This window comes from Methylobacter arcticus (assembly GCF_050917435.1).
GTDB classification, from domain to species: domain Bacteria; phylum Pseudomonadota; class Gammaproteobacteria; order Methylococcales; family Methylomonadaceae; genus Methylobacter_A; species Methylobacter_A titanis.
In genome coordinates this window covers 2331862-2344771 of the sequence record NZ_CP159583.1, presented here as the reverse complement: position 1 = coordinate 2344771, position 12910 = coordinate 2331862, and the positions used below count along the sequence as shown (strand labels likewise).

Sequence of the window (12910 nt, the reverse complement as noted above, 5' to 3'; positions counted from 1 at the left end):
TGCTTTAAAATAACGCGGTAAGGCGCAATAGCGATAGTCTTCGGTGGCACAATGTCCAGATGCTCGGCAACTGCTCCTGCGTTGCTCTAACTCTTGCATCCATGCAGTTGAATGAAGATGATCCGGCATAATCTCAGCGTTGACATCGAAAGATCTTCATTCTTTTAAATAACGAAAAGCTGTTCGTAGCGAATCAATCTTTTCAACCAACAAAGATTGCCCCGACGTTCGGCAAAATTCACCGTAAAAAACCACGTAGCATCAAGAATGTAAACACGGAGATAATCAATCATTGGTTTGCCCTTTTACGTCCTCTCTAAATTAATGCGTCAAATCTATAGGTTGCGCTTCGTATCTCATCCTATGTTCTTTCTCTACTCGGCTCACAACTACGTAGCTTTGGAGGCAGTAGGAATCGCCAATGGATCGAATATCTCTATACATCCCTGATCTTGGAAATATTGATTCCAATCATACACAGTATTTACCAGATGTATCACCGATTTACGAGCATAGCTTGGAGTAGGGTAACGCTTTTCCAAATAAGGATGCCCGTAGTCGCCTATATTTCGATTTACATGTGCATGTCGACCACCTCCGCCACCATCGACATTAAAAATTAACCCCTTTTTCTTACATGCAACCGCGTCTTGTTCAATAGCCATTCCGGCCGAAGGGATAAGTTGTATCTGTATTTCGTTGTCTCCTTTGGCTGGTGGTGAATCCCGAAGGCGTTTATAGGCATGATCTAAACACACTTCCAGACCAAACGTGATTCCGCCCATGGTAAATATCCCCTGTCCTCCAAGTCCCGACTGGGTTTTCTCGCGCCCTCGCCCAGTTGAATTCATATTACCGGACAGCACATCGCGGGAACCCTGAACGGGACTGACCAGCGAACCCGTACCGGCTACCAATACGTGACGTCCAGCAGGATCATGCCATTGCGGATCATATGGCATATGACAAGTGTTACATATAGCGAATCCAGTGCATCCAGGATTGGAACATTTATGAAGAAGTTTGATGAAGTCAATATGTGATATGTATTCTTTGTATACGATTAGTGTGTGTTGTGCATCAAGTTCTTGACTCCCCCCCTTCTGCACTAGTGCCATATTCATAATTTCTTTCGTCCCATTGCTATCCAAATATCCAAGGGCAGTACCCAGCACGAAAATCCAGTGTTCGTATTTCTTTAGCGAGACCATCTTACGAATATCTTCCATGATCAAAGATACGAGTTCAATGGGATAAGCTCCTTTGTCGCCCCGAAAATAGAACTCGGGTGCCATGAAAATCTTGAGAGTATTTGAGTTCGTGACAATATCAGTGTGGGCTGTTGCCTGAGCGATTGCGTGTCGCATGATCTGACAACGCTTGCGGATGTCTTGTTCAGCATTGATATTTCCGAGATACGTTTTTACTCCGGAGAGATCAGAAGGGAAGGTATCAATTACATATGAGATGAATTGTGCGTCTTTGTAGGCCATATGTGAATTCCGTGAAGTCTTGTAATGAAAAAAATAATTACCGCAGAAAAATCAATGGGGAGTCAGACTCCACTGGTTTACCAAGCCCACCTACAGCAGCCTGAATATTCGCAACGATCATCTTACTGCGATCCAAATGATTCTTTTAAATATGTATGTTCATAATCATCCTTTATTTGAATAGATTAATTGTTTAAGCCATCTAAGTTGAGCAACAGCTTGATCCTCCCCTCTAAACATCAACAAAATAGAGGCTAGGTGATTCTATAGAAAAAACTTATCCATTAACCGAGCCCAAGCATTTACCTGATTACTTTTAATGGGTAAAATCAGCCTCGAAGATCATCTTAAGTCTTGTATTTTGTGTCTAACGGGTGTTCTATCTCAAAACCATCCCCTTCAACTCCGACAAACAGCGATACATGTCGCTACGCTGTCGTCGATACAACTCTCCGGTGACATAATGGAACTGACACCATTCTTGATCCGCTCCGCCATCGCTATTGCGCTGCGGCAACAGCGGCAAACACTCAATGCGATCGGGTAGAAACTCACTGCCCAGCTCGGTTTCAATCCGTTTCTGCAATGGCGCCGCATCGACGCCCGGACCGAAGGCCAATAGTACCTGGAGCGGATCCGCCTCGCCGCCATGGGTAAATGCCTCGACCAAGGCCGGATAACGCGCTGTTCCTGACAGCAAATCCAGCACTTCCTGTTTCGGATAAGTCCGCCCCGCGCGACCTAGCGGATACTGGCTCAAGTAATGCCACACTTTTCGGTAGGGCGTCAAAATATAGGGCGTGGGCGTCCAAACGGTTTCATCCTTTTCCGTTTTACCCAGGGCCATCCGTCCCCATCCGCTCACAGAAGGCAAATCCGGGGAATCGATCATGCCCAGTTGCCAACACATAGCGGCGGCAGGCAATACCGTATGATGAGGCAGTCCTCGATATCTGGGCGAAAAAACGATAGCCCCGCCCTTGGCAGCGTTGCATAACACGTTGCCCGAATACCTGTCTTCCAGCTGCCATATCCTGATAAAGTCCTGCCATAAGGTAAAGTCAGCCGATTCGGCCGGATGGCGAAACCAATAGCGCCAGGTTTTTTCACCGCCCGGAGGATGATTAGCCATCAACAGGTCACGCAAGGATCGGCTGACGCCCAGCACGTCAATGGGTTGTTCCAATAGTCGTTCCGGTTGCTTTTCCACATCGGCCAGGTCGATATGCACCCAGGTCGCGCCGTTCAACAAAACCGCCAATATCAGCGCCGGCTGGCTTTCCAACCCATGCCAACCGGGCGCGGCACAGGCTTGTCCAGGCTTGATGCCCAAAGATAAAATGCCATCCCGCAAAGCCCCCAGATAGAGGCTGTCGGCATCGACCGAACAGACTACCTCGGGCGTTGGACTGGTCGGGTCAAAGCACTGGACGACGACAGCCGTGCCAGGATATTCATAGGGCCGCCTGGTTGGCGCCAGTGACGACAGCGTGTTGGGCAACACTTTGTCCTGCCAAACGGCGGCAAGCTGGTGGCGGTACAGCTGATCCATTGCCAGCCATTGCGGCGCCAGATTGTCGAGGCGACGGCTGACGAAAGCGTTGCCTTGCGGCGGCAACAGCGTCACCACCAGGCCTAAACGTAAACCTGCCAGTAACGCAGACAGCCAGTGCGGTCCCTGCGGATGCAGTATGACCAGGGTATCGCCCGGTTGTACGCCGATTTCTTCCCAAGAGGCGGCCAAACCATTCACTACTTTGCCCAGTTCGGCATAAGACCAGGTTTGCCAAATTCCGCTATCGAACCAGACCAAAGCCGGTATTGTCTGGTCTTTTTGTTGCACCAGTACATCGTGATAAAAATCGTAACGCAACCAGGGAGTGCTTTTCGATTGGCTCGCTTGTCGTCTATCCGAGTAAGCGTGCAGGGCTTTGCAAAAACTGTCGGGGTCTTGCCAGCTTGATTCCAGCCAGGTTAAATCAATGGACGACTGTTGATCTTCCTGCCATAAGGACGCTTCAATCAGGGCAAAATTAGCCGCAGACCAAGGCCCGGTGCCGTCATCATTCCACATGAGCTTTCCGGCAGAATGACTTTGTCATGACAGCATCACCTTGACCTGACCGGCAAAGGTGATACTGATAACACCCGCCCAACAACACATCAGTTTGCTATCGCTGCTAAGGGCGGGCATGTTGCCTATCAATACGGTCGGAGCGCCTGCCACCCAGGGCGCTACGGTCATCGGTATGCAGGGCATGGGAGTCGGCACGCCCAATGCCGCCGCCGTGGCCGCTATGACCGTCGGATTTGCCATGCTGCTGCACATGCCGAACGGCAAAATATTGAGCATCGGTATTTCATCTACGATATTGGCAGCAGGCATATCAACCATCACACAGTTGGTTGGCAATACCATCATGGTTGATGGCGCAGCACCGAAAGTACATGAAAGAACGGCGTTACCCGTCACTAAAAAACCCATAACAGCCTCCTAATTATTGATAAAACTATCGACATCAACTTTTAACCAGTCCTGCATGACCTGCCATTGCGCACTGTCCTGATTTTCTGCGTAGCTAGACAATTCTTCGAAGTTCAGCGCTTGCAGCCTAACGAAAGTTTCGAAAATTCTCGGAAAATAAATTTTGGGGTCGAAATTGCTTAGGGTTTCGTTGATATCGACCGCCATCAAAGCCGCACGGGGAAACTTTTCCTCCTGGAGCAAGCGTTCGAACGCAGCCAGTTTCTTCAGTAACAATTCCATGTGATAGGAGCTCTCGATTTCCAGTCCACGGGGTTGGATTGCTATCATCGGCAACATATCTGCTGCGGTGGCATCACTCTCACTCTGTTCAGGTTCAGCGTAAACCGGTTCGGCTGGGCGATACATCAGCTGCTGGAATGCCACCAGCCACGCCTCTATCTTGCTCCATAGACCGATTATGGCCCCGGCATTATCCTCAAGTCGGTGGTTAATGCCTAAACGAAAGGTCTCGCCCAATTCCAGTATATTGCTTATTTCATCTGTGTTGAAGTGCGCTTGCCACTGTTGCCACAGAGGCGTATTTTTGCTTTCTTCGTATTGTATTTTTTTCAGTAATTGCTTGAATAGCCAGTCCAGGCTTTTTTCAAGGCTTTTTTCCCGCCGGGTGACCGGGCCAATAGCTTCCCAATTTTCCAGGACATTATTCAAACAAGTGATAACATCAAAAAGGCTGGACAGTCCTTCCTCCAACCAATGGCCATAGAGAAAGTAACAAATCAGCCGGATGTCGTAAATTCCGTCAGCCAATAGGGCTTCGCTCAGGTTGGCTGCTTCCGCGTGTTTTCCTGCTTGTACCAAGGTTGCAATGTCGTCAAAGCGGGGGTCTGTGGAATCAAGGCCGGGATTTTCGGTTACTGGCAAACCGCCCTGTAATAGCTCAATTCTCATGTTGTTTTTCCCTTAATGCCCATCATAGTAAACGTCCGGAAAAGATTCGGATGCGTCGGAACTGTAAATTGTCACTGAGCAGGTTTTCATAGCCCAGATAACTGTTTTGCTTTAAGCCCAGATAACTGCCCTGAGTGCGGATCATCAGCCATATTTCCAGATGCAGGTCCACGCCCTGTAAAACCGGAAATACCAGCTTTTGCAGTCGTCGCTCAATTTCATGCGGCCAAGTTTGTTCGTTAGTAAAGCTGTCTTCATCGGTAATCAAGGTAATTTGCTTCCCCGGCACCGGCAATTTTTTTATTTTTCCAAATACGGTCTGGTAACCAAGACGGGATTTTCCCAGAATAGGCGAACCCAGATCGATGTTACGTTGGAGCGTCACTTTTTCCACCCGAACCTGTAGCTCAGGAAACACCAACTGTGTCAACCAGTGCAGGGTGGCAATGCTGTCCAATCTCAGCGTGTGAACGGCTGATTTTTTTCTGGTTCCCCAGTTCTGGAAAATGGTTTCGTCAAATTCAGGGTAAATAGCAAGCAAGAAACGGCGCAATAATCGATCGTCGAAATAGCCAAAAAATTCCGCAAATCGCTGCGCATCGATGGTGTTATTGTGCACTTGCTTAAACAGATAATTGGGCAGTACGCTTTGCCCACCCAATAAGCCCAGGTTAAGCGTAATAACCACTTTTCTTGGCGAATGACGAAATTCGATGGATTCAAGCAGGCGGGATTGAGAACAGGCGCCAAAGGTGCTGCAAAACAAAATCTCATTGATGTCATAACCCAGGTGAGCCAATAGTTTCAGCAGGCTGATCGGATCGAATCGCCAAATATTCCGGACAATACGCGTTTCCAATAGCGTCATCTAACGGTCCCTAGGGACAAGTCCATTGCCCATAGCAAAGTCTCCAGTTGCTCCAACATAACGACAATAGCCTCCTTTTGTTGGGCATCAACGGGGTCGGTAGTCGCGTCCGGTGGAAAGGTCTGATTGATTGTCTCAGTCAATGCATCGAATCTGGCTGACAGTCTTGATACATCCGGAAAATTTTTACCTATTAAGCGCTGCAATTCATCATAGTTGGCGCGGATCTTGAGATGAGACGCGGCCTGTTTCGGTTCAAGCGTCGGCGTGATTTTCATGGGCCAATTTTGGCGCAATCTGTCCGGTGAAAATAGTTCGTCAAGCCGCGATGTCATGGGGCTGCCTGTGATCATTTTATCGGGTGCCAGGTGCTGGCCAGGAAGGTGAGGAACCAATAATTCATGATGAATAGCACACCGACCCCGGCGTAATAAACATAATTCGGTATGCGGAAATAGGAACGTTTGCTCGCCGAAGAAACTGCCGGGGCTATCGTTGCTATCGGCTGTAAAACAATCGGTTTACGCAATTTCTGGAGATAATTGGCAACCATGTCAGGGTTGACGCTGTAGCGACCGCAAAAACCGTCATTCAAGCAAAAGTAATACACCTCATAAACCAAGGCCAAGGTTTCCGGTTTGCTTAAGGCATTATCAAGCAACTCATAGAATAAATCCCCCGCATCGGCCACTTGATAAAACTCTTGTTGCAGTGGCGGCCATTCCAACTGGTTACTCTCCAGGATCATCTTTTTCACCACTTCGTCACAATGGGCAGTCAGTGGAAATAAAACGTAGTAAGCGTCGCGCTCCGAATATTGTTCAGTAATAGCAGCACGCAAGTCGTCCAGTTGCATCCGCATCTTACTGCGCAACTCCACTAAATCCATCATGGTAACAGTGGACTGGGTATCGGCTGCCCGCAAAGGACTGAGAAAATTGTTGACGGTTACAATCATTTCCCATAAATCTTGGTTCATTGTCTTTCACCTGAAATAGTTTCGTCGATTTCATCCTGTACTTCCCAGCGGGTCTCGACCAGCGCATCGGCAAGCCATAAGTCAAGTACTCGCCCGACATGATGGACAAACGTTTCGATTAATTCACGACTCTCGCCCAATTGTGGCTTAAATTGCAGATAATACGTTTGTTGGGTCTTATGCCCTTCGGCTCCACCTAAAGGCACTTCCTCCAGACGCAAATCAACCAAGCTGTTGAATACGCCTTGAAATCGGCCTGCGGTAACGCTCCCCAAGGCAAGCAGCAGATCCTTCATATTCTGACCGCTGAGACTGGAATTATGCATCAGCGTCAGTAAATGCATATATCGGGAAACATTGTCCATTTGGCGATTTTCTGCATGAGGGATTACCGTATCCAAAAGCTCCCATTTTGCCCCCGGCAATTGTCGACGAAATGCCTGTAAGGTATAGGTGTTTTGCACGATTTGGTCGTACCAGGGTTGTTGCCATAAGGCTTCGATCACCAGGGTGCGGGGTTGCTCAAATGAAGCGGGGAAATGGGGAACCACCCAATATAAATTGCCACCGCCTTCTTGCATCGGACCTTGTTCTATCTCGTAGGAGCCATTACCGCCCGCTAATATGCCTGGTCGAAAAGGCAGCATGCCCTGATCACCCACTTCATAAACGCCCAGCACTTTTTGCAAGCTAAAACCTAATTCCGGCATGGGATGTCGGATCGTATAGTGTTCCTGGGTACCGTCGCAAATAATCGGTTGAGCCATGGTCTGTTGATTATTGACCACTGGCACAGTAAACAAGTGAAATAAATTCCGGTTTAAACCGAGTTGACGCGGCCATGTCTGGTCACAGTTCAATACTACGGTAAAATATTTCCAATTCCTGGGTGCAGGAGGAAGCTCAAGATCCAGATAAAGTTCTTGCTGAGGAAAATGAAAATAGTAACGCTCCACTTCCAACGGGTGCTGCCACTCATCTGTGGCGATATCGACGGGTGGAACACCGAGACTGAAGTCACAGGCAGTGCCGGGTTGATCGGGATCATACCCACCGAACTGGACGTCGACACTTTTCAACGACTGACCCAGAAAATTAAAAACTTTGAGCGACAGCGCCAGGTCGTTCAAATAGTTAATATGCAGGCTGAGGGTTTCAGGTTGTGCGTTCAGCGGAAAGTTAGCCTGGAATGACATTAAAAGCCTGATGCCTGCACCAGGAAGCAGTTCTTGCTTGACTCCCGTCAGACTCATCGGTAGTACTCGCAATGGCCGAGTACTGCGAAACATAACCAGACCGCCTTTTTCCGGCCGTAATTCAAATTCGGTACCGGTAGGCAAGTCTAAAACCTCAGTGAGGTGGCCGGTCGGCTTTGCCTGAATCATCGCCATCGCCGCTAAAGGTGTCAGCAAATAGGAAAAAAACTGCTGATACAAGCGGCGGTTGGTAGCATCGACGCTACGTAACGCCGCAATCTGGGTGCGTGCGCCAAAAAAAGCCAGGGCTTCGATGATGCGTTTGACATCCGGATCGTCGCCTTCCAGTCCGGCACCAGGATAATCAAGAGCATAATTAAGCCGAAAATCGGCTAAATCCTGCAGCTCCTCAAGAAACGCCTGGTACTGTGTGTTATCGAAACTCATAAGCCTTATCCGAGCGTTACCAGGCTACCCTGGATATTGGTCAGTTGTCCTTTGACCGTGGTTGTTAGCCCTTCGACATCCATCGTGGTATCGGCTGCGGCTTTGACCGTGGCGCCTTTCAGACTGGCGCTGGCTGTCGCGGTCAGCGCCAATTCCAAGCCGGTAACGCTGGCTTTGTTGTCGCCGTTTAGGGTTGTGGTCAAGGCGGTTACTTTGGCGCTGTTCGTTGCGGTAGCGACAAAGTCGGCCGATTTCAGGTTCAGTTTAGTCGTGGCCGAAATATCCATATCCGCCGATGACGTAAATGCCGACTTTTTAGTGCTGTTGATGCTAAAGGTACCTGTGGCTTCATGCAGGGTATCTTTGGTTGATTTGCAGGTAATACTTTCCGCATTAACGATAAAATCCTTGCAATCGATGGTTATGCTGTCGGTTTTCTGCGTTATCGTACTGGTATCATCTTGACCTTTACAGGTCAGAGTGATGATGGTGCCGTCGAAGGTTGCCGTCTGGGTGATATTGCCATCCTTGTTAATCACCGTCAGGGTAATCCCATCCGTTTGGCTTAATTCAATTTTGCAAACTAAAGCCATGTTCAGCTTTCCTCTTCTTGCTGGGTTTGCAAGATGATGTAACCCGTGGAAAACTGTAATAGCTCGGTATCTTTATCGTCAGTACGCTGAATTTGCAATTCAGGCTTACTATCCACATAGCTATGCTTAATAATGTTCTGGCTGGTCGTTGATTTACCCATGACCAACTGGTTCCCCTGGGAATCCATAGGCAGGGCAGTGCCGCTGCCCCAATCAAGAAATTCAGTAATAATGGCGTTATCAAAACCTAAGCCGACCAGCACCCGGGCATTTTTATAAGGGGGGAAGTAAAATTGCCCCGTATCCATGTTCGATTGGTAGGCGGCGCGTACCTTTTTATCGGCCCACAACGGAATGCTGATCTGGTAATAATTAATCGAGGTGTCTTCGTCTGTGTAGAACTGATAACTCAGATCGGCATCCTCGCCTTGTTCACTGACGATTTTGCCTTCGACGAAAAAAGGATAAACGGGCAGCGCATAGGGCGGCAAAGCCGCGTTCAGTTCCAAACTGCTATCCAGCTTCAGGCTATGTTCCATGTCATAGCGACTGTAGGCATTATTAAGGTCGAGCGTTAATTCCTGCTCCGCCGAACGGGCGAGCAAATGCCATTCCCTTACCTGATAAGTGTTGGCGTGTACAAATAAGGACGCGTTCCAGGCAGAGGAACCCTTAAAATCGACCAACTGGCCCGGCGGGGTAACCTGCATGGGAAAGTGATGGTATTCGACCCAGACCTCGTGCAAATGCTGCTTTAACCTCGCTGTTTCCAGCGTCACTCGCGCCTGCATGTCGGCTGCGATCGGATAGCGTGCAATGTAATCACGGCGGATTGGACTGGCCACCTGAGTGTTGGTGATGGCCGTATTTAGCGGGCTTTCCGAGTAAGCATTCAGGACATTGGGCTGGTGGCGACGGATTTCAGGAAAACTGACGCCAAATGCCGAAACTTCCAGAGGATTTAGCGACTGAGCGCTGCCAGACTGGATTTTTTCGGCACTGAGGGAATATTTCTGGGTGGCAAAGTCATAGCTGAATACGCCATTATTGCTATCGACTAACCATATCAGGTAATCGTAAAAACTTGCCGGGTTGCCAGGCGCTCCTAAAGACAGGGCCAGCACCGGGTAGGTTTTATCCAAGACCGTCCAGTCGTACAACAGGTCGATTTTTGCACTCTTGTGGGCGGTAATCAGCGCCTTCAAGGTGGTATCGGTCAGCAGGTCACAAGGATAATGTTGTTTCCATAACACTTGGGCAGGATCGGCAAATTCCAGATGGTAATGCCGATGTAACATAAACGCCTGGGTTTTGAGAACATTACTCAGCGTTTGTTCCGAAAACCCCCTGGCGGTGACTAAACCATTCAAGGCAAGCGGACTGATCACTGCGGAGGCGTCATTGGAATAAGCCTCTACCTGCAATGACACCTCGATTAAATCGTTTTGCGTTGTTATCGGGGTAAATAGCGCATCGGTCGACTCTTCGCAAGACACCACAAAACTTATTTTGCCGTTAAAGCCGTAAGGGGTCAGGCTAAGATCCAGGAACTTGACGTTACCGGCAGGAATAGTGTGGGCCTGACCGGCAATAGTCACTACCAGCGTAATCGTTAAATCTCCGGAAAAACTACTCATAGCTGAACCTGGTAACGATCAAGTACTGGATTCAAAAATAACTTTAGGGTGTGATTCTTGTTACGCACACTGCAATCCAGGCTAAAAGCCAGGTGAAACTGCTTGTCATCCTTGATATGTTCAATGTTGTTCAACACAATTCTTGGTTCGAAGCGTTCGATATTTTCGGCAATTTCGGCGATTAGCGCCTTCCCGATATAATCGCTGGTACCGAGATATTTGTAGTCGGACAGGCCAAAATTTTGCAAAAAAAAGCCATAATCGCGTTTGCTGCCGAGTACATTATTCAGGTTATCGATGATGCTATTGATTTCATAGTCTTCAGCCTTATCCTTGTCGCCTGCTAATTTACGTAGCAACGCCATCAGACCGATCTCCAATAAAGGAAAAAATTTTCTTCGGTGAACTTTGGATCAGCGTAAAAACCCAGTGCCAGTTCATCCAGAGCATGATCCCATTCTTCACCTAGACTGATTTGGTAAATATCCACCTCAGGACCAAAGGAGTTCTGGAATGGCGGACGCTCCATGCGTTTGCAAGGGATGCCTTGCAAATAAAATTTATGCACTATCGGAATGCGGCTGACGGCGGCAATCTTAAAACCATCAAGACTGACGGCTTTGGTGACGCCTCCTTTTTGCACCAACAGGTAGATTTCTTTTGCCTCACGAATCGACTCGGGTAGGCTGGCTCGCACGATGCCGGCAAGCAGGGCAAATGGCAAATAGGGTGAACGCATCTGACTCAACTGTAATTGGTCATTCAGTGGCCCAAGCGTTTCACGGAATACCTCGGCAAGTTGCTCATGGCGATAAGGGCTCGTGGCAAATTGCGGGGTGTTGTTATGATAGAAGCACAAATCGACATAAAAGTGCTTTAATTGTTCGTACACCGTATAGGGGTGCGGGGAAATTTGGGCAAACAGATTGGCAAGAAAGCGTTGCATTTGCACAACACTTTTCAGGCACTGCTTAGCGTTGACCAGATCGGCACCCGATAGATAAATGGCCGCAATTTCCTGAGTCAACTGATAATGATAGGCCTCAAGTTTATGAACCAGTACAGTCAATTCCTCTTTCAGAAACGGCACTGAACCCAGGCACACTAACGGTGGAATATAGCGGGAGGAAAGCCGCCATGAACCATCCGGTTGTTTTTCAAACTCGGCCAGACGAAAACTTTCCAGGGTGTCAGGATTTTCTTGTTCAGTGGAAAGTTCCAGAGACCAAAGCCAACAATTGACATTATCGCGTTTAATCGTCTGTGACCCGGCGTCACGCTCGCTACTGTCCTCAGGACGGCAGCGCACATGCACATAAACCGGCACCAGGGTGGTACCGGGAATATTAAGATTCAGTGGAGCTACCTGTGCATTTGCCTTCAACTCCAACAGCAAACCTGAAAATAACACCAGCGTCATCTCGTCCAAAGACAATACGCCTTCGATTAACAGGTTTCCGTTCCATCTTAAGCGGTACAGACCATAACCCGGCGCCTCCTGCCGACTGAAGCGCAAAGCACTGTCAGCCAACAAGGATTCTTCCAGGGCACGCAGATGTGCAGGCAATAACGCCTGCCCCATCGTCCACAAAACTCGTGATAGGCGATTGTACATAAATTAATGAATAGCCACGAGGCTTATGGTGTTAGTCAACAAGGAAATTTAAGTTGATACCGCGACACCCCAGGTTTTGACGAATTTGTCGGTATTGGAAACCGCCAAATTAAGAACCTGAGCTGTTTCCTGGGGCATAATGCCAATGTACATTTCATAATTTAGTGGTGATTTCACTATAGTGGAAGCATCTGGACTAATTTGCAGCGCCAGATTACCTCCCTCTTTCAAGATCAGACCGTTCATGTCAGTTTCATTGGAATGAAATGCCAGATAGTACACTTTGGCAACTGGATCGTAAGCCCAGATATTGAACTGAAATACCACGTCATTATCCAACAGGTTGGTATGCGTTTTAATGGCTATTAACTTTTGATTTTCAGTGCTGACATGAACAGTAAAATGCAGTGGATCTGCATAGCCGCCTTGCCAAGATATATCGGCAACCACACCGACAACTGATGTTGATTCTGTGACTGCGTCACCTGATGAAAAGGTCGCTGTCGGTATAGTCAAAGCCATATCGGCCTCTAATGCTTGGCCGCCGACCGACATGCTGACAAGATGTCCAACCAACACCTGCTGGTCTTTCTCAAAGTTAAGGCCTTGCCTTACACTGCAACTATATTGTGAAGATGCCATAATA

Annotated in this window: 13 protein-coding genes; all 13 read right to left on the bottom strand. The window is 48.3% G+C overall.

What is annotated here, in order from left to right; genetic code table 11:
• Positions 1-389 precede the first annotated feature (389 nt).
• Positions 390-1493 (bottom strand): hypothetical protein, encoded by a 1104-nt coding sequence (locus tag ABXJ76_RS11165; RefSeq protein ID WP_432740563.1) that lies wholly within the window; start codon positions 1491-1493, stop codon positions 390-392.
• Positions 1494-1872: 379 nt separating this feature from the next.
• Positions 1873-3567 carry an AMP-binding protein gene (locus ABXJ76_RS11160; RefSeq protein ID WP_432740562.1) on the bottom strand — a complete coding sequence of 565 codons (1695 nt, stop codon included), beginning with the start codon at positions 3565-3567 and terminating at the stop codon, positions 1873-1875.
• Between the two features lie 24 nt (positions 3568-3591).
• Complete coding sequence (locus ABXJ76_RS11155; protein WP_432740561.1) at positions 3592-3978, bottom strand: DUF4280 domain-containing protein; 387 nt, start codon at positions 3976-3978, stop codon at positions 3592-3594.
• 9 nt (positions 3979-3987) lie between these two features.
• Entirely contained in the window at positions 3988-4929 is a 942-nt protein-coding gene (locus tag ABXJ76_RS11150; RefSeq protein ID WP_432740560.1) for a type VI secretion system protein IglI family protein, read from the bottom strand.
• A gap of 22 nt (positions 4930-4951) precedes the next feature.
• Entirely contained in the window at positions 4952-5797 is an 846-nt protein-coding gene (locus ABXJ76_RS11145; protein WP_432740559.1) for a hypothetical protein, read from the bottom strand.
• Positions 5794-6132 carry a hypothetical protein gene (locus ABXJ76_RS11140; protein ID WP_432740558.1) on the bottom strand — a complete coding sequence of 113 codons (339 nt, stop codon included), beginning with the start codon at positions 6130-6132 and terminating at the stop codon, positions 5794-5796. Before ABXJ76_RS11140 ends, ABXJ76_RS11145 begins: the two co-directional genes overlap by 4 nt.
• Before the next feature lie 14 nt (positions 6133-6146).
• Entirely contained in the window at positions 6147-6776 is a 630-nt protein-coding gene (locus ABXJ76_RS11135; RefSeq protein WP_432740557.1) for a DotU family type IV/VI secretion system protein, read from the bottom strand.
• The gene (locus ABXJ76_RS11130; RefSeq protein WP_432740556.1) at positions 6773-8419 is read right to left on the bottom strand and encodes a type VI secretion system baseplate subunit TssF; all 1647 of its coding nucleotides are present in this window, start codon (positions 8417-8419) and stop codon (positions 6773-6775) included. The genes ABXJ76_RS11135 and ABXJ76_RS11130 overlap by 4 nt, the downstream gene beginning before the upstream one ends.
• A 5-nt stretch (positions 8420-8424) precedes the next feature.
• Entirely contained in the window at positions 8425-9012 is a 588-nt protein-coding gene (locus tag ABXJ76_RS11125) for a hypothetical protein (protein WP_432740555.1), read from the bottom strand.
• A 2-nt stretch (positions 9013-9014) separates the two neighbouring features.
• Complete coding sequence (locus ABXJ76_RS11120; RefSeq protein WP_432740554.1) at positions 9015-10649, bottom strand: hypothetical protein; 1635 nt, start codon at positions 10647-10649, stop codon at positions 9015-9017.
• Positions 10646-11014, bottom strand: coding sequence for a GPW/gp25 family protein (locus ABXJ76_RS11115; protein WP_432740553.1), 369 nt, complete (start codon positions 11012-11014; stop codon positions 10646-10648). Before ABXJ76_RS11115 ends, ABXJ76_RS11120 begins: the two co-directional genes overlap by 4 nt.
• Complete coding sequence (tssK, locus tag ABXJ76_RS11110) at positions 11014-12231, bottom strand: type VI secretion system baseplate subunit TssK (protein ID WP_432740552.1); 1218 nt, start codon at positions 12229-12231, stop codon at positions 11014-11016. Before tssK ends, ABXJ76_RS11115 begins: the two co-directional genes overlap by 1 nt.
• A gap of 81 nt (positions 12232-12312) precedes the next feature.
• Entirely contained in the window at positions 12313-12906 is a 594-nt protein-coding gene (locus tag ABXJ76_RS11105; RefSeq protein WP_432740551.1) for a hypothetical protein, read from the bottom strand.
• Between the last annotated feature and the right edge of the window lie 4 nt (positions 12907-12910).